The sequence below is a fragment of the Streptomyces sp. NBC_00775 genome (assembly GCF_036347135.1).
Classification (GTDB): Bacteria; Actinomycetota; Actinomycetes; order Streptomycetales; family Streptomycetaceae; genus Streptomyces; species Streptomyces lutosisoli.
Genome location: NZ_CP108938.1, coordinates 8,760,339 through 8,777,023 on the forward strand (window position 1 = coordinate 8,760,339; position 16,685 = coordinate 8,777,023).

The following is a 16,685-nucleotide window of genomic DNA, read 5'->3' on the forward strand; positions in this document are numbered from 1 at the left end:
CGTGTGTTGCCGTACGGTTACCGATCCCTCACGGGGTGCGGGGCTGTGACGCCATGCGGCTCCGCCGCGCGGGCGCGGCCGGCCATCGCGAACCCGCGGCTAGGATCGAACACATGGGCACAGGTGGTGGGCGAAAGGTAGGCAGGCCGCGGGCCGCGCAGCGGCCGGACAGCGGGCTTACCCCCCGTGCCGAACTGCTCGACGCCGCCGCCGAGTTGTTCACCACGCGGGGATACGCCGCCACGACCACCCGTGCCGTCGCCGAGCGGGCCGGGATGCGTCAGGCGTCCATGTACCACTACGTCTCCGGCAAGGAGGAGCTGCTCGCCGAGCTCCTGGAGTCCACGGTCACGCCCTCGCTGACCTTCGCCCGTGAGCTCCTCGCGGACGACGCGACCCCGGCCGGGGCCCGGCTGTGGGAGCTGTGCCGCACGGATGTCGAGCTGCTCTGCGGCGGCCCGCACAACCTCGGCGGGCTCTATCTGCTGCCCGAGGTGCGCACCGAACGCTTCGCCGGCTTCCATGCCGTACGGGCCGAACTCAAGGACGCCTACCGCCAGTTGCTCGCCGCGACGGCGGCGGGCGGCGCGCTCGCCAAGAGCGAGCTGGACCTGCGGACGGATCTGCTGTTCGGGCTGATCGAGGGTGTCATCCTCGTGCACCGCTCGGAGCCGGAGCGGCCGGTGTCGGCGTTCGCGGAGGCCACGGCGGACGCGGCGCTGCGGATCGCCGGGATCTGAACTCACCGCATTTCAGGGGGGTTTCACCCGTCCGGGCAGCGGTTTTCGCATGCCCGTGCGCCGTCACGCACCGTGTGCGAATGAAGGCTCAGCGTGTAAATGGGCCGAGGGTACTCCTGTCCCGTGGGCGATTTCAGGTGCTTGCCGAATATGACACAGCGATGATCCGGTCGGACTAAGCTCGCCCGCAGCGCACCGAGTTGAGGTGTATTCGTGCGCTTGTTCCCAAAAGTTCCGAAGATTCTGTTTGACCATGACGTTTCCCCCACAAACTTCCCCGACCCCCCAGCCGATTTGTCTCAGAGGGCATACATGGTGAGTGTTCAATCGCCTCCCGGTGGCCGTGAACTTCCCTACGCGCGCGTGCTGTTGCTGCCGGCCATACTGATGGCCGCGGTGACCGGAGCCGCCGTCGCCGTTGTGACGGAGCCGGCCCGGGCCGCCGTCGGCTGGTGCGGCGGCATCGCGACACTGCTGGTCGTCGTGATCGGCGCCGAAGCCGTACGCCGCGGTCGCGTCGCCCGCGGCCTGCGCGCCGAACTCGCTCGGCGCACCGCCTACCTGGAACAGCGCATCGTCGCCCACGACCAGGAGATCGTGCGCCTCCACCACGAGGTCCTGCCCGCGGCGCTCGACCGCCTGCGCGGCGGCGATTCACTCGCAGAGGTGGTTCGCACCCTCGGCCGCGACGACCCCAACCTCCGCGAAGTCCCCAAGTCTCAGCGCGACTTGCTGGCGACGGTGCTCAAGATCGTCGACACCGAGGAGTCGATGCGCGACGCGGCCTACCGGGCCTTCGTCAACATCGCCCGGCGCGTCCAGGCGATCGTCCACCAGCAGAACAAGGAACTCCGCGAGATGGAGGAGGACCACGGGCGCAACCCCGAGGTCTTTGACGACCTGCTGCGCATCGACCACGGCACCGCGCTGATCGGCCGTCTCGCCGACTCCATCGCGGTGCTCGGCGGTGGCCGTCCAGGGCGTCAATGGCCGCAGCCCGTACCGCTGTTCAGCGTACTGCGCGGCGCGATGTCCCGAATCCTCGAATACCGCCGCATCGAGCTGCACAACATCGTCGAGGTCGCCGTCAACGGCGTGTCCGTCGAACCGCTCATCCACGCCCTGGCCGAGCTCCTCGACAACGCCACGCGCTACTCGCCGCCGCACACCAAGGTCCACGTCACCGCAATCGAGGTGCAGACCGGCATCGCCATCGAGATCGAGGACGGCGGCGTCAGCCTCAGCGACGAGGCCCGCGCGAAGACCGAGGGCCTGCTCCAGAAGGCCGCGGAGGGCGCCGACCTCGACTTCCTCGGGGAGAACCCCCGGCTCGGCATGGCCGTCGTCGGCCGGCTCTCGCGGATGTACGACATGCAGGTCTCGCTGCGGCAGTCCGCGTACGGCGGTGTCCGCGTCGTCCTCGTCGCGCCGAGCGCCATGCTCACCGCCGACCGTGCCCTCGGTGTCGCCCACGGCATCGGCGCGACCGCCGTACCGCAGATGGACACCGGCGGAGTCGAAGGCCCGGCGCGCAAGCCCAAGAAGCGCCGCCCGACCACCGGACCCCGCATTCCCAACCCGAACGGCGGCTCCCTGGACGACGACGTCCCCACGGTCACCGAATGGACGCCCAACGGGCTGCCGCAGCGCCGCAGCCGGGTCAAGGTCCCGCTCAGCCAGCGGATCGCCGAGGCCCGCGCCGAGGCGGAGGCGGCCGAGGCCGCGGCGGCAGCGGCACCCTCCTGGGCCGCCGAGGCCGCTCCGGAGGAGAAGGAGCCCGAACCGGGACTGTGGGTCGAGGCGTTCATGAACGGACTCAAGGGTGACCCGGATCCGACCGCATTCAGCTCGAACAACCAGTCGGCCCCTGTCGAGGCCGACGACGAGGGGGACCTCAAGTGATCCAGCAGCGAGCCAACTTCGACTGGATGCTCAAGGAGCTCGCCGACGGCGTACCCGGTATCCAGCAGATCGTGGTGCTCTCCGCCGACGGACTGCGCATCGCGCGGTTCGGCGGTGACCCGGACGCCGCCGACCGGGTCGCCGCGGCCTGCGCGGGCCTGCAGAGCCTGGCCGGAGCCGTCGCGGGAGAGATCCCCAACAGCGACGGCCGGATGCGCATGGTCATCATCGAGATCAACGGCGGCTACTTCTACCTGATGTCGGCAGGGCCCAACGCCTACCTCGCGGTCCTCGCCGACCAGACGGCGGAGCCCGGACTGATGAGCAACCGTATGCGCGACCTCGTCGTACGGATCGGCGCCCACCTGACGAGTCCGCCGCGGCGCAACGGGCAGACCGTATGACTCCTCCGCAACGCCGGCGGCGCTACCCCAAGGAAGAGTTCCAGGAACCCCCCCAAGAGAGGTCCCCCGAAAAGGGATCCCCCGCAGAGGGCCAGGACAACCCGAGGGACCCCGAGCGCCTGTATGTGCTCACGGGCGGGGGCGAGGGCGGCGACCGGGCCGCCCTCGACCTGGTGACGTTAATCGTGGCGCGCGCCGACGAGCCGACCCCCGCCACCCAGCCGGAGCAGTCGGCGCTGCTCCGGCTCTGCAAGGCCCCTCTCTCCGTGGCCGAGCTCTCGGCCTATCTCAATCTGCCGTTCAGCGTGGTGACCGTCCTGCTCACCGAGCTGCTGGCGGCCGAACTGGTACAGGCGCGCGCCCCGATCGTCCGCTCGGCGCTCCCCGACCGTTCCCTCCTCGAAGCGGTGATGCATGGACTTCAAAAGCTCTGACACGATCACCGGCCCTCGCGCCGAGGACCATCTGCCGCACACGGCGCAGGCCGCCGTGAAGATCGTGATCGTGGGCGGCTTCGGGGTCGGCAAGACGACCATGGTGGGCTCCGTCAGCGAGATCAGGCCGCTGACCACCGAGGAGACCATGACGCAGGCCGGTATCGGAGTCGACGACAACTACGGCTCCGAGACCAAGACGGCCACCACCGTCGCCATGGACTTCGGCCGCATCTCGATCACCGAACAGCTGGTGCTCTACCTGTTCGGCACCCCTGGCCAGGAGCGCTTCTGGTTCCTGTGGAACGGCCTGTTCGAGGGCGCGCTCGGCGCGGTCGTCCTGGTCGACACCCGCCGCCTGGAGGTCAGCTTCGACGTGATCGGCCGCCTGGAGGAGCGCGGTGTGCCGTTCGTCATCGCCATAAACGACTTCCCGGACGCGCCCCGCTATCCGGTCGAGGACCTGCGGACCGCGCTCGACCTCTCCGAGGACATCCCGATCATCAAGTGCGACGCGCGCCGCAGGGCCTCCAGCCGGGATGTCCTGATGACGCTGATGCGCTTCCTGCACTCGCTGGCCATGACGCGCGCCTGAACCCCCCGCACGCACCGAATCCGTACGCAGATACGCCAACTCCCAAGACACCGGATCCACTTCAGTTTCGGAGCGATCACCGTGACGCCTGAATCCCACTCCCCGACCGGTACGGACGACCCCACGCTCGGCCCGCCGCCCGGCTGCCCCGCCCACGGCCTCGGTCCCGGCGGACTGCGCCGGCTGTACGGCCCCGAAGCCGAGGACCTGGGAGCCGTATACGAGAAACTGCGCGCCGAGCACGGCTCGGTGGCCCCCGCGCTGCTCCACGAGGACGTGCCGGTCTGGGTGGTGCTCGGTCACGGCGAGAACATGCACATGGTGCGCACCCCCTCGCAGTACACCCGTGACACCCGGTTGTGGGCCCCCTTGCAGGACGGCACGGTCAAGCCGGATCACCCGCTCATGCCGATCGTCGCCTGGCAGCCCATCTGCTGCCACGCCGAGGGCGACGAGCACCTGCGGCTGCGCGGCGCGGTCACCGGCGCCATGTCGACCATCGACCACCGGGGCATCCGCCGCCACATCAACCGCGCGACTCAGCACCTCGTCAACAAGTTCTGCGAGGAGGGCAGGGCCGACCTGGTGGCCCAGTTCGCCGAGCACCTGCCGATGGCAATGATGTGCGAGATCCTCGGCATGCCCGAGGAGTACAACGACCGGCTCGTGCACGCCGCCCGCGACATGCTCAAGGGCACCGAGACCGCCATCGCCAGCAACGCGTACCTCATGGACGTGCTGATGCGGCTCACCACCCGCCGCCGGGCCGACCCCAGGGAGGACTTCACCAGCCACCTGATCAACCACCCGGCGCGGCTCGACGACCAGGAGATCGGCCAGCACCTGCGCGTCGTCCTGATCGTCGCGTACGAGAGCACCGCCAACCTGCTCGCCAACGTACTGCGGGTCGTGCTCACCGACCCGGGGTTCCGCGCCCGGCTCAACGGCGGCCAGATGACGGTGCCTCAGGCGGTCGAGCAGTCCCTGTGGGACGAGCCGCCGTTCAGCACCATCCTCCCCTACGTCGCCAAGCAGGAGACCGAGCTGGGTGGCCAGCGCATCCGCAAGGGTGACGGGCTCATCCTGGGCATGGCGCCGGGCAACGTCGACCCGCGCGTCCGTCCCGACCTCAAGGCCAACATGCAGGGCAACCGCTCCCACCTCGCTTTCAGCGGCGGTCCCCACGAGTGCCCGGGCCAGGACATCGGCCGCGCCATCGCCGACGTCGGCGTCGACGCGCTGCTGACCCGCCTTCCGGACATCCAACTCGACTGCGAAGAGTACGAACTGCGCTGGCGAGCGTCCATCTCGAACCGGCACCTGGTGGAACTGCCGGTGAAGTTCGCGCCGAGGCCTCAGCAGGACGTCAGGCAGCGGCCCTCCATCAACCCGGTGCCGCCGCAGCGCCCGAACGACTGGCTGGTCAGCACGTATCAGCCACAGCCCATGGCTCCGGAACCCGTCATCCCGGCCGGCGAGCCCACGCCCGCGCCCGAACTGGCCCGCCGGCCGGGAGTGTTCCGGCGCCTCCTGCGCTGGTGGCGCGGCGACTGAGCCGACCGGGCACCGGGGCTACCCGGCCCACTCCTCGTACGACGACCAGGCCCGCAGCACACGCGGGCTGACGAACCGGTGCTCGCGTCCCGTGACCGGATCGGTGAACTCCAGGGCCCGCGCCAGCAGTTGGAGCGGGCGCCGGAAGTCACCGTCCGCCACGGGGCCGGTCACCACCGGATAGAGGGGATCGCCGAGGATCGGCACCCCCAACGCGCTCATGTGCACCCGCAGTTGGTGCGTCTGCCCGGTGCGGGGTCTCAGCCGGTAGCGAGCCAGCCCGTCGTCCCGCTGTTCCAGCAGCTCCACGTCGCTGACGGCATTGGGCTCGCCCTCGACCTCGCGCGCCGCCATGACCCCACGCTCCTTCACGATCCGACTGCGCACGGTGCGCGGCAGGGCGAGCGCCGGATCGTACAGGGCGACGGCCTCGTATTCCTTGGTGATGAGCCGGTCGCTGAACAACGACTGGTACGCGCCGCGCTCCGCGGGGCGCACAGTGAACAGGACCAGCCCGGCGGTGAGCCGGTCCAGGCGGTGGGCGGCGCCCAGCGTGGGCAGGCCCAGCTCCCGGCGCAGTCGCGCGAGCGCGGTCTCCGTGACATGGCTGCCGCGTGGCGTCGTGGCCAGGAAATGCGGCTTGTCGACGACGACGACGTGCTCGTCGCGGTACACGACGTCCAGCGCGAACGGCACCGGCACTTCGTACGGCAGCTCCCGGTGGAACCACACGAACATGCCCGGCACGTACGCCATGTCACGCGGCACGGCACGCCCGTCGGCGTCCACGATCAGCCCCGCGTCCAGCATCCCGTCGATCACCCCCGCCCCGGCCGCGAGCCGCTCCACCAGATGATCACGCACGGTTGCCCAGGCCGCCCCCTGCGGCAGTTTCACCCGCACCGGATCGACCCCGTCGCGCTGCGGCAGGGGGGAAGGGGGGATCGGGCTTCTGCGTCTCATCACGATCAAGCGTACGAGGGGGCACTGACAGGCGGGGTACGAGCCGGTCCCGACCTTGTGTTCGGGCCGGTGGAGAACCGGACTTCCACGGACCGGGGCCGGTGGAAATACGGTGTGCCCGCCCGTGCTCCGTCGGCAGGACGCGGGCCATGCCTTTCCTCTCCAGCGCAGCCCTGCCCGCCGGAACCCATGCCCAGCGCCCACAGCCCAGAACGCACAGTGGGCCGTCACCGACGCGGACACCGACCCGCTGCGAGGGCGATCCTGACTCGCTGGGCCCTCGGCGAGATCGGCTTCCACCGCCTCGAATCTCTGGCCCAGTTCGTCCTTCGCCGACCGGTTGTCGCGCCAATCCACCGTCCGCCTCGTGGCTCCGTCCGGGACCGAGGGGGGCGCGCGTGTCGTGATCTGCGACCGTCCAGATGTGAGTGCAACTCGTTCAAGCATGGATCAATGGCGGCCACTTCCGGTCTGGACCGAACTGCGATGTGATAGAAGCTGCAACCGTCGAAGGCGGCGCGTCCTGTTCGCGCCACCGCGGAAGGAGGAGCCCGTTGCGCCACTCGTTCCCGTCGTCGCCCGCCGGGGCCGCCACTGCCTCGGCCCTCTTGGAGCACGCCCGTGAGCGGGCGCGCCAACAGCGCACACGGGGATGTCCTCGTACGTCACCGTGAAGCACCGATCGTCCAACTCCTCGGCTTCTCGCTGCGAGAGCAGGCAACCTGCCCCACGCCTCACGCGCCTCAGCCAACTTCGGCGCCATAGACATGGAGGACTTAGTGCTCGCCATGATCCCAACGTACGCGGAGCCCACCCCCCCGACGGTAAGTCCATACACTCGGCGGATCGAAGAATATGTCCGCTCGCTCGGAGAGAGCCTCGGGCTGGCAGAGACGAAGGGCGGCCGGGAACGGCTGGAAGCAGGCTACGGGCAATTTGTTGCCTGGACCTATCCAGAAGCCTCATTCCGCGATCTCTGCCTCTGTGCGGAATGGCTTTTCTTCACCTTCATCCTGGACGACTTGCACACGTTGAAGGTCTATGACGATCCGGAAGCCTGGACTCCGGTCCACCGGCGTCTGATGGACATCATCAACACCGGGAAAGACCCTGCACCCGCATGGGAGCAAACTCCTTTCACTGAGGCGCTCACGGATCTGTCCATCCGTACGGGCGAAAGGCTCTCACCAGCGCTCCATGGGCGACTGAACCGGCACCTGGACCTGTTCTTCCAAGGATTCACCGAGGAATCCGAGAATCGGTTCCGCGGAACTCCCCCTGGGATCGACAGTTTCACCCAGACCAGGCGACTGTCGGTAGGTATGGAGTTCGGCTTCGATTTGGTTGAACTCAGCCAGGGCACGGAGGTGCCTGAAAGCATCTATGAGACAGGCTTGTTCAGGAAGATCGTCGAAGCCGCGAGCGATGTGGTCGCCTGGCAGAATGACTTGCATTCGATTCACCTGGATGGCATGCGTGGAGACTTCCACAATGTCGTCATCGTCATGCAGCATGCCGACGGAATCTCGCTGCAGGAAGCCATCGACTCGGCCGTTGCCAGGGTTCAGGGGCGCGTGGCCGACTTCCTGGCCGCCGAAGAACAGCTCCGGCCCTTCCTGGAGAGCCGTGGTGTGCCGTCCCGCACCCGTGACGACGTTCTGAAGGTCACTGCCGGAATGCGGCAGTGGACGAATGGATGCCTGCATTGGTACGGGAACACCACCCGCTACACCATCCCCACCACCTCGGACGAGTCGGACCAGCAGCATGCTCACCTGCAGGCGATGCTCCCGAGTCAGGATCGTGCCCTCCGGCATAGTTGCGGGTGACCAGCAAGGAATACGCACCGGCTTCCTCGACGCCGGCCCGCACGAGGCTCCCGCCCCATCGACGCGAACCAAGAGCGACTTGCAGCACAAGCTCGCCAACATCCTGGATCGACAAGAAGGGCCAACGCGCCATGGCAACGGACCATGAAGGCATCGCACAGGCTCCAGGGGCACTGCCGATCGTCGGGCATCTGTTTCCCCTGCTCCGTGACCCGCTGCGTTTCCTGAACACCCTCCCCTCCTATGGGGATTTAGTGCAGATACGGCTGGGTACACAAACGGCCGTCGTAGTCTGCCGGCCTGAACTCGTCCAGGAAGTTCTCCTGCATGACCGCACTTACGACAAGGGCGGACCCATCATCGAACGGATCGGGAATGCGCTGGGGGACGGTCTTGCCTCGTGCCCCCACAGCGCCCATCGGCGACAGCGACGCAGCTTGCAGCCGGCCTTCTCCCGCGCTTGCCTGCGCGAATACGCCGCCCTCATGACCGAGCAGATCGACACGCTCGCCGTCGGCTGGAGCGACGGACGGACCGTGGACGTAGCCGCGCAGATGTACGATTTCGCGAGTGACACAATTTCTCGAACATTGTTCACGGCTGAAGCCGCGCGACCCGCCATAGACACTGTCAAGGAATGTCTGCCGGATATCTTCCGGGGTATCTACCAGCAGGCTGTCCTCCCGCCCTGGCTGAGCCGTCTGCCACTCCCCCCGAACTTGCGTTACGAGCGGGCTCGCAACCGAGCATGGGCCGCGGTCAGCAAGACCATCAGCTTGTACCGGCAAGACGATGAAACCCACGGCGATGTGCTGTCGATGCTCCTCAAGACGCATGACGACGCGGGAGAACTCCTCGGCGACGCCGAGATCCACGCTCAGATCATGACCCTGCTCGTCGCCGGCATCGAATCCACCGCGGTGGCTCTTACCTGGGCTGTGCATCTCCTGTGCCAAAACCCCGATGTCCAAGAGCGATTGCGCGCCGAGACAGCCGAGGTTCTCGGCACCCGAACGGCCACTTGGGATGATCTTCCCCGGCTCGACCTGGCGCGCCGGGTCATCACCGAGACGCTGCGCATCTACCCTCCCGGATGGATCTTGACTCGAACGACCGCCACCGAAGCCCGGCTGGCGGACGCTGTGATTCCCCCCGAAACCACCCTCATCTACAGCCCGTATCTCATGCACCACGATGCACGATTCAATCCGAGCCCCAGCTCCTTCGATCCCGACCGGTGGCTTCCGGAGCAGGAACACGTGCGCGGCGCTTTCATTCCGTTCGGCGGAGGTGCGCGCAAGTGCATCGGTGACAACTACGCGATGACCTTGGCGACACTCGCCCTGTCCACGATCGTGGCCCAATGGCGGCTCTCGAGTGTTGACCAGCAACTGCCGCATATCGAACCCCGTATGACCCTGACCCCTCACGGTGTCCAGGTCCGAGTGGAGTGTCTGCAGAGAGTGCCTGATTGACGGAGGATCACCCGTCTGTGTCGGGTTGGCTTGATCGCTGGACTGGAGAAGCCCGCGAGACCGGCCAGTGCCACAGCAGTCAGACCCGCGTCCTTGCGGATCTCACGAAGGCACTGGCCGAGTGCTCGTCGGGCTTCGGCGACGCCGGACGGCGGAACCGCTCAGCTGGACTCTGCGGGCACCGCCAGCGGTGCTCCTTCCTCCGCGGTGTGCCCTCGATGTGCCCTCAGCCACCGGTACAGGCACCCCAGCCCCACCGTGACCAGCAAGAACAACACGGTGAACCACTGGAAGTACCAGTGCCCGCCCGCCGGGTCGTACACCTCGGCGCGCGGCCAGGCGAGGTTGACGGTCATGAAGAGGCCGTAGACGAGGGCGAGCGCGTTGACCGGGGCGCCCCAGCGGCCGAGGGAGAAGAGGGGGCGGCCCTCCTCGTCGACGCCGTCCGAGCCGGTGAACTCGCCGCGCAGACGGCGGACCAGCATCGGCCCGGTCACCATCGCGTACGCCAGGTACAGCATCACGATGCAGGTGGTGCCGATCGCCAGGAAGGCGTCCGGGGAGGCGAAGTTGAGGAGCAGCAGGGCGGCGGCGAGGACGCCGACGACCAGGGCGGGCGCGCTCGGCATGCCCGTGCGCGGGTTGACCTTCGCGAGGCGGCGGGAGAAGGGGAGCTGGTTGTCGCGGGCCATCGAGAAGAGCATGCGGCAGGCGGCCGTCTGGATCGCCAGGGTCGCCACCGCGATGGCCACCACCACGTCGGCGAGCAGCGCCCGGCCGACCCCGTCGCCGAGGCTGCTGGTCAGGACGTAGCTCAGACCGTCGACGCCCAGATGCCCGTCCGTGAGGCTGGGCGCGGCCAGCAGACCGCCGAGCACGATCAGCCCGCCGAGCAGGCCCGCCGCGCCGAGCGCGGTGAGGATCGTACGGGGCGCGGTACGGCGCGGGTTGTGGGTCTCCTCGCTCATCTCGCCCGCGCTGTCGAAGCCGATCATCACGTACGCCGCCATGAAGGAGCCCACCATGAGCGCGCCGAAGAGGCCGGTGCTGCCCTCGCCCGTGTGGAAGGTGATGCCGGGGGAGCGCTCGGAGTGCGTGAGCAGCAGCACGATGATCAGGACCGCGCCGATGATCTCGGCGGTCACACCGACCCGGTTGATCACGGACATCACGCGGTTGTCGACGACGTTGACCAGCGTGGTCAGCACCAGCAGGATCACGCCGAGTACGGCCGCGTTGGCGGCGCCGTCGGCGCTGATCGGTGACGGATCGCCGCCCACCAGCTGGAAGCCGGACCAGATCGCCGGCAGCACCATCTGCAGCGCGAGCGCGGCCGCTGCGACCACCACGATCTGCCCGATCACCATGATCCAGCCGGCGAACCAGCCGAACGAGAGGTTCGACAGGCGCGAGGACCACTGGTAGATCGCGCCCGAGATCGGATAGCGCGCGGCCAGCTCCGCGAAGCACGCGGCGACCGCCAACTGGCCCACCAGCACGGCCGGCCAGGTCCAGAAGAAGACGGGGCCGCCGAACGCGTACCCGAAGGCGAAGAACTGGAAGACGGTCGTCAGGACGGAGATGAAGGAGAACCCGGCGGCGAACGAGGCGTACCGGCCGAGGCTGCGGTGCAGCTCCTGGCGGTAGCCGAACTCGGCCAGGGAGTGGTCGCCGGGGGACTCCGGCGGGTCCGGGCGTACGTCGGAGGGGGCGGTGGTGGTCACGGCGGCACCTGCCTTCGGCGCGGAAGGGTGAGCGGGACGACGAGCTGAATTCCTGTCGGGTGACAGAAATTAGGGAGACCCTGTTTCGCTCGCGTGACGCGGCCATGTCGACGGCGGGCCTAAGTCCTCACGCCTTGCCTCCCCTGCCGAAACGCGATACATCGTGTCTATTGACGCTCCCTTCGGATACGCGATATGTTCGGCTACGGATATTCGGAGGCGAGGTGGGATCATCGTGGTGACGAAACGCCGCAAGCTGAGCAATCCTCTGGCGCTCGCGGTCATGGTGCTGCTCACCGAGCGGTCGATGCACCCGTACGAGATCGCCCAGACCCTGCGCCGACGCGGCAAGGACACCAGTCTGAAGATCAACTACGGCTCGCTCTACACCGTCGTCCAGAACCTGGAGAAGCACGGCTTCGTCGAGGTCGCGGAGGTGCAGCGGCAGGGCAAGCGCCCTGAGCGCACGCTCTACGGCATCACGGACGCCGGGCGCGAGGAGGCCACGGAGTGGCTGTCGGACCTGATCGCCGTTCCGGCACGGGAGTTCCCGATCTTCGAGACCGCGCTGTCGCTCGTCGGGGTGATCCACCCCGACGAGGTCGTGCGGTTGCTGGGGGAGCGGCTCACGACGCTTGAGTTCCAGGCCGCCAGCACGCGCGGCGGTCTGACGAAGCTGTGCGAGAGCCTGCCGCGGATCTTCCTGGTGGAAAGCGAGTACCGCCTGCACATGGTCGAGGCGGAGGCCGAGTGGGTCCGCGGCCTCCTGCGAGAGCTCAAGGACGGCACACTCGACGGTGTCGAGCAGTGGCGGAGCTTCCATGAGACGGGGGAGATCCCGCCGGAGTTCCAGGAGTTGGAGGACCGCCACTTCGAGGAGTGACCCAGACGTAAACAGACCCCGGCAGAGCTGTTGCAGCAGCTCCACCAGGGTCTCGAACCCCGAACCGAATCCGCTGTGAGGCAGTTCCAGGCGATCGAGGTGCGGCACACCCAGGATAGCCCGGCGCTCTTCACGCGAATCAGTCGTCGATCCGTTCATGCGGATCAGTCGTATGTCCGCCCATGCGGATCAGTCGTACGTCCGCACGCGCGGATCAGTCGTCGATCCGCTCCCGCGGATCCTTCGCATTCGCTCACTCAGGAGAGCAGTCGCCATGAGCAGTACCCGTGCGCCCGCGGTAGCGGCGCGTCAGCTGGTCAAGACCTACCCCGGTGACGTCACCGCCCTCAACGGCATGGACGTCACCGTCGAGACGGGCACCGTCTTCGGACTCCTCGGTCCGAACGGCGCCGGCAAGTCCACCACCGTCAAGATCCTCACCACCCTGGCCCGCCCCGACTCGGGCACCGCCACCGTCGCGGGCCATGACGTGCTGCGCCACCCGGACCGGGTGCGCCGTGCGATCGGCGTGGTCGCCCAGAGCTCGGGCGCCGACCCCGTGGCGACCGGCTGGGAGAACCTCCAACTCCAGGGCAGGCTCTACGGATTGAAGGGAGCCGACCTCGGCCGCCGGGTGGACGAGCTCCTTCAGCGCTTCAAGCTCGCCGACGCCGCCGGGCGCCAGGTGAAGGGCTACTCCGGGGGCATGCGGCGCCGCCTGGACGTGGCGCTCGGCCTGGTCCACCGCCCCGAGGTGCTCTTCCTCGACGAGCCCACCACCGGTCTCGACCCCGAGGCGCGCACCGCGATGTGGGACGAGATCGCCCGCCTCGCCGGCGACGAGGGCCTGACCATCCTGCTCACCACGCACTACCTCGAAGAGGCCGACCGGCTCGCCGAGCGCATCGCCATCGTCGACCGCGGCCGTGTCGTGGTCGAGGGCACACCGGACGCCCTGAAGGGCGAACTCCGCGGTGACGCCGTCCACTTGGAGGTGCGCGACGCGGTCGGCGAAGCCGGTCGTACGCTGCTGAACGGCACCCTCACCAGGCTGCCCGGCGTGCACGAGGCACTCATCGAGGGCCGCCGGATCAGCGTCCGCGCCGACGACGGAGCCGCCGCGGTGCCCGCCCTGCTCGGAGCCCTTGAGCGCGCCGGGGTCTCGGTCGCCGCCGCGACCGTGGCCCGCCCCTCGCTCGACGACGTCTATCTCCGCTACGCGGGCCGCCGTTACTCCGAGGCGGAGGCCGAGTCCACCGAGAGCCTCGCCCTCGCCGGAGGTGCCCGATGACCACCGCCGTATCCCAGACCTGGTACATGACCCAGCGTCAACTCATGGTGTTCGTACGGCAGCCCGCGTACATGCTGATCACCCTGATCCAGCCGGTGGTCTGGCTGTTCCTGTTCGGCAACCTCTTCAAGAAGGTCGTTGAGCTGGGCGGCTTCGGCACCACCTCGTATCTCGACTACCTGGTGCCCGGCGTCGTGGTGATGAGCGCGCTCAGCTCCAACATGTGGGCGGGCATGACCACGCTGGACGAGATCCAGCGGGGCACACTCAATCGGTTCCTCACCACACCCGTCAGCCGGGCCGCCCTGATGAACGGCAATGTCGTCAACAACGGCCTGGTCACCGCGTTGCAGTCGGTCATCATCGTGCTGCTCGGACTGCTCGGCGGTGCCGACTACCCGGGCGGGACCGGCGGGATCGCGATCCTGATCATCGCCTCGGTACTGCTCGGCACGATCTTCGGGGCGCTGTCGAACGCGCTGGGCATGCTGGTCCAGGAGCGGGAGTCGATCATCGGCATCAACACCTTCCTGCTGCTGCCGCTGACGTTCCTCTCCTCGGCCTTCATGGCCCCGTCCCAGATGCCCGGCTGGATGCGGCACATCGCCGACTTCAATCCGCTCAACTGGGCGATGGTGGCGGGCCGTTCGGCGATGTCGGCCGACCCCGACTGGGGCGATGTGTTCAGCCGGGGAGGCGCGTTGCTCGCGCTCGCGGTGGCGGCGGTGTGGCTGTCGATCCGTACGTTCCGGTCGTATCAGCGGTCGGTGTGAGGCGGTTGTTCGACAGGCGGTCGGCCGGGAGGTAGTCGGCCGAGAAGCAGTTGACCGGAAGGCGGCCACCAAGTCGGCGGCCGCCTTCCGTGGCCACCGAACCGGCGGCTCGCCTTCCCTGCCTCGCACCGTCACCCGGTCGTCAGGCGGACGCCTCCTGCTCCGCCTCCACCTGCGCGTTCCATTCGCGCTTCGACGCCTGCCAGCCGTCCTCGTTGTGCCCGAGCCGCCAGTAGCCGGAGATCGACAGGTCCTCGCGCGCGACCTCACGCTCGACCCGCAGCAGCTGGCGCAGCTCCTTCACGAAGCCCGCCTCGCCGTGCACGAAGGCGTGCACCCGGCCCTGCGGGAAGTCGAGGGCGCGTACGGCCTCCACCAGGGCCTCTCCCTGGGGCCGGTTCCCGCGGTGCAGCCAGACGACCTCCACATCGGAGTTGATCTTCTGCTCCTCCTCACGGCCGGAGACCTCGATGAAGGCATGGGCCACGGCACCGTCGGGCAGCACCTCCAGAGAAGCCGCGATCGCGGGCAGCGCGCTCTCGTCACCGGCCAGCAGATGCCAGTCGGCGCCCGCGTCGGGGGCGTAGGCGCCGCCGGGGCCCATGAACCGTACGACCTCGCCCGGCTGGACCCGGGTGGCCCACGGTCCGGCCAGACCCTCGTCGCCGTGAATCACGAAGTCCAGCGTCAGCTCGCGCAGTTCGGGGTCGAAGGCGCGCACGGTGTACGTCCGTGTCACGGGCCACTGCTCGCGCGGGAACTCCTCGCGGATGCGCTCCATGTCGAAGGGCTCGGGGTAGCTGACACCCTCGGGGCCGAACAGCAGCTTCACATAGTGGTCCGTGCTGGACCCCGCGGTGAATTCGGCCAGGCCTTCGCCGCCCATCACGACCCGCTGCATATGCGGTGTGAGTCGCTCGGTCCGCAGCACCTGCGCGGAGTGGGGCTTCCGGGGCTTGCGTGCCGGGCGCTCTGCCATGACGGCCTCCTGGTTCACATAGTTAGGCTTACCTAAGTTAGCATCCCTCCCTCTGAGTCACCTATGCGTGAAGCGAAATCACTTATGCCTGAAGGGTCGAAAGCAAGCGGTGCAACGACCCGCCCAGGCCCCAGCGGGCGGCGAGCGCGTCCAGCGCGGCGGGATCGCGCGGCGCGTGCGGCAGCGCCGTGTCGACGGCCGGCAGGGGGACGTCACCGGCGACCTTGACGACCTTGGGCGCGACCGCGACGTACGGCCGCGACTCGTCCAGACGCTTGCGCTGTGACGGGGTCAGCTTGGCCTTGGGGTCGTCGACCGCGGCCATGATGCCGGCCAGGTCGCCGAACTCGGCGAGCAGTTTGGCGGCCGTCTTCTCGCCGATGCCGGGCACCCCGGGCAGACCGTCGCTCGGGTCGCCGCGCAGCAGTGCCAGATCCGCGTATCCCCGGCCGTCCACGCCGTACTTCTCGCGCAGCCATGCCTCGTCGGTGAGCTGGAGCGTGCCGACGCCCTTGAGGGGATACAGGACGCGGATTCCCCGCTTGTCGTCGACCAGTTGGTAGAGGTCGCGGTCGCCGGTGACGATGTCGACCGGTCCGGTGGCGCGTCCGGTGAACGTGCCGATCACATCGTCCGCCTCGTACGCCTCGACCCCCACCCGCGCGATGCCCAGCGCGTCCAGGACGTCCTCGATGACGGGCACCTGCGGTGAGAGCGTGTCCGGCACCTCCTCGTCGTCCGGGCCCGCCTCGTGCTCCTCGGCCACCCGGTGCGCCTTGTAGGACGGGATGAGGTCGACCCGCCACTGCGGGCGCCAGTCCGCGTCCATGCACGCCACCAGATCGTCGGGGCGGTGGTCCTTGACCAGGCGGTCGATGAATTCGAGCAGCCCGCGCACGGCGTTGACCGGCGTGCCGTCCGGGGCCTTCACGGATTCCGGGACGCCGAAATAGGCGCGGAAGTACAGCGAGGCGGTGTCGAGAAGCATGAGTCGTCGAGTTTGCTGCGTCACGTTTCGCATCATGCCGTACGCCACTGACAGTGACCTGAACCACTCCTGTGTTTGCTCCGGGTGAGCGGGGGCAGGCGCCGCCTCTGAGTGAGCCGGTTTCGTTTTGAACCGTTTGGCGTATCCCGTT

General features: G+C 68.3%; 15 protein-coding genes. 11 read left to right on the forward strand and 4 right to left on the reverse strand.

Features of this window, described 5'->3' with window-relative positions; all coding sequences use genetic code 11:
* The first annotated feature begins 113 nt into the window (after nucleotides 1-113).
* From OIC96_RS38880 to OIC96_RS38905, 6 genes are all read left to right on the forward strand, one after another.
* On the forward strand, nucleotides 114-740 hold the full coding sequence (locus OIC96_RS38880) for a TetR/AcrR family transcriptional regulator (RefSeq protein WP_330303328.1): 627 nt from the start codon (nucleotides 114-116) through the stop codon (nucleotides 738-740).
* 312 nt (nucleotides 741-1,052) lie between these two features.
* Nucleotides 1,053-2,642 (forward strand): ATP-binding protein, encoded by a 1,590-nt coding sequence (locus OIC96_RS38885; protein ID WP_330303327.1) that lies wholly within the window; start codon nucleotides 1,053-1,055, stop codon nucleotides 2,640-2,642.
* On the forward strand, nucleotides 2,639-3,046 hold the full coding sequence (locus OIC96_RS38890; RefSeq protein WP_330303326.1) for a roadblock/LC7 domain-containing protein: 408 nt from the start codon (nucleotides 2,639-2,641) through the stop codon (nucleotides 3,044-3,046). The genes OIC96_RS38885 and OIC96_RS38890 overlap by 4 nt, the downstream gene beginning before the upstream one ends.
* Nucleotides 3,043-3,480 carry a DUF742 domain-containing protein gene (locus tag OIC96_RS38895; RefSeq protein WP_330303325.1) on the forward strand — a complete coding sequence of 146 codons (438 nt, stop codon included), beginning with the start codon at nucleotides 3,043-3,045 and terminating at the stop codon, nucleotides 3,478-3,480. The genes OIC96_RS38890 and OIC96_RS38895 overlap by 4 nt, the downstream gene beginning before the upstream one ends.
* Nucleotides 3,461-4,075 (forward strand): GTP-binding protein, encoded by a 615-nt coding sequence (locus tag OIC96_RS38900; protein ID WP_330303324.1) that lies wholly within the window; start codon nucleotides 3,461-3,463, stop codon nucleotides 4,073-4,075. The genes OIC96_RS38895 and OIC96_RS38900 overlap by 20 nt, the downstream gene beginning before the upstream one ends.
* Nucleotides 4,076-4,156: 81 nt before the next feature.
* On the forward strand, nucleotides 4,157-5,629 hold the full coding sequence (locus OIC96_RS38905) for a cytochrome P450 (protein WP_330303323.1): 1,473 nt from the start codon (nucleotides 4,157-4,159) through the stop codon (nucleotides 5,627-5,629).
* An 18-nt stretch (nucleotides 5,630-5,647) separates the two neighbouring features.
* Here the strand turns inward: OIC96_RS38905 and OIC96_RS38910 are convergent, their stop codons facing one another.
* Complete coding sequence (locus OIC96_RS38910) at nucleotides 5,648-6,592, reverse strand: RluA family pseudouridine synthase (RefSeq protein ID WP_330303322.1); 945 nt, start codon at nucleotides 6,590-6,592, stop codon at nucleotides 5,648-5,650.
* A gap of 788 nt (nucleotides 6,593-7,380) precedes the next feature.
* Between OIC96_RS38910 and OIC96_RS38915 the strand changes: the two genes are divergently transcribed.
* Both OIC96_RS38915 and OIC96_RS38920 read left to right on the forward strand, forming a co-directional pair.
* Nucleotides 7,381-8,421, forward strand: coding sequence for a terpene synthase family protein (locus tag OIC96_RS38915; RefSeq protein ID WP_330310030.1), 1,041 nt, complete (start codon nucleotides 7,381-7,383; stop codon nucleotides 8,419-8,421).
* Between the two features lie 131 nt (nucleotides 8,422-8,552).
* Nucleotides 8,553-9,896 (forward strand): cytochrome P450, encoded by a 1,344-nt coding sequence (locus OIC96_RS38920; protein ID WP_330303321.1) that lies wholly within the window; start codon nucleotides 8,553-8,555, stop codon nucleotides 9,894-9,896.
* A gap of 161 nt (nucleotides 9,897-10,057) precedes the next feature.
* Here OIC96_RS38920 and OIC96_RS38925 read toward each other — a convergent pair whose 3' ends face one another.
* A complete protein-coding gene (locus OIC96_RS38925; RefSeq protein WP_330303320.1) occupies nucleotides 10,058-11,620 on the reverse strand; it encodes an amino acid permease in 1,563 nt (520 codons plus the stop codon).
* 235 nt (nucleotides 11,621-11,855) lie between these two features.
* Between OIC96_RS38925 and OIC96_RS38930 the strand changes: the two genes are divergently transcribed.
* The 3 genes from OIC96_RS38930 to OIC96_RS38940 all read left to right on the forward strand — a co-directional run bounded on the left by OIC96_RS38930 (nucleotide 11,856) and on the right by OIC96_RS38940 (nucleotide 14,567).
* Nucleotides 11,856-12,503: a PadR family transcriptional regulator gene (locus OIC96_RS38930; protein WP_330303319.1), complete on the forward strand. Its 648-nt coding sequence runs from the start codon at nucleotides 11,856-11,858 to the stop codon at nucleotides 12,501-12,503.
* A gap of 274 nt (nucleotides 12,504-12,777) precedes the next feature.
* Complete coding sequence (locus OIC96_RS38935) at nucleotides 12,778-13,794, forward strand: ATP-binding cassette domain-containing protein (RefSeq protein ID WP_330303318.1); 1,017 nt, start codon at nucleotides 12,778-12,780, stop codon at nucleotides 13,792-13,794.
* Entirely contained in the window at nucleotides 13,791-14,567 is a 777-nt protein-coding gene (locus OIC96_RS38940) for an ABC transporter permease (protein ID WP_330303317.1), read from the forward strand. Before OIC96_RS38935 ends, OIC96_RS38940 begins: the two co-directional genes overlap by 4 nt.
* Nucleotides 14,568-14,709: 142 nt before the next feature.
* Here the strand turns inward: OIC96_RS38940 and OIC96_RS38945 are convergent, their stop codons facing one another.
* Together OIC96_RS38945 and OIC96_RS38950 are read right to left on the reverse strand one after the other, a co-directional pair.
* Complete coding sequence (locus OIC96_RS38945; protein ID WP_330303316.1) at nucleotides 14,710-15,546, reverse strand: siderophore-interacting protein; 837 nt, start codon at nucleotides 15,544-15,546, stop codon at nucleotides 14,710-14,712.
* Nucleotides 15,547-15,628: 82 nt separating this feature from the next.
* Complete coding sequence (locus OIC96_RS38950) at nucleotides 15,629-16,567, reverse strand: 5'-3' exonuclease (protein WP_330310029.1); 939 nt, start codon at nucleotides 16,565-16,567, stop codon at nucleotides 15,629-15,631.
* Between the last annotated feature and the right edge of the window lie 118 nt (nucleotides 16,568-16,685).

Excerpts from the sequence above, each read along its gene's own strand:
- OIC96_RS38935 (WP_330303318.1), top strand. The coding sequence starts at position 12,778 with ATGAGCAGTACCCGTGCGCCCGCGGTAGCGGCGCGTCAGCTGGTCAAG.
- OIC96_RS38920 (WP_330303321.1), top strand. The coding sequence starts at position 8,553 with ATGGCAACGGACCATGAAGGCATCGCACAGGCTCCAGGGGCACTGCCG.
- OIC96_RS38945 (WP_330303316.1), bottom strand. The coding sequence starts at position 15,546 with ATGGCAGAGCGCCCGGCACGCAAGCCCCGGAAGCCCCACTCCGCGCAG.
- OIC96_RS38885 (WP_330303327.1), top strand. The coding sequence starts at position 1,053 with ATGGTGAGTGTTCAATCGCCTCCCGGTGGCCGTGAACTTCCCTACGCG.
- OIC96_RS38895 (WP_330303325.1), top strand. The coding sequence starts at position 3,043 with ATGACTCCTCCGCAACGCCGGCGGCGCTACCCCAAGGAAGAGTTCCAG.
- OIC96_RS38950 (WP_330310029.1), bottom strand. The coding sequence starts at position 16,567 with ATGCGAAACGTGACGCAGCAAACTCGACGACTCATGCTTCTCGACACC.
- OIC96_RS38900 (WP_330303324.1), top strand. The coding sequence starts at position 3,461 with ATGGACTTCAAAAGCTCTGACACGATCACCGGCCCTCGCGCCGAGGAC.
- OIC96_RS38880 (WP_330303328.1), top strand. The coding sequence starts at position 114 with ATGGGCACAGGTGGTGGGCGAAAGGTAGGCAGGCCGCGGGCCGCGCAG.
- OIC96_RS38915 (WP_330310030.1), top strand. The coding sequence starts at position 7,381 with ATGATCCCAACGTACGCGGAGCCCACCCCCCCGACGGTAAGTCCATAC.
- OIC96_RS38940 (WP_330303317.1), top strand. The coding sequence starts at position 13,791 with ATGACCACCGCCGTATCCCAGACCTGGTACATGACCCAGCGTCAACTC.
- OIC96_RS38910 (WP_330303322.1), bottom strand. The coding sequence starts at position 6,592 with ATGAGACGCAGAAGCCCGATCCCCCCTTCCCCCCTGCCGCAGCGCGAC.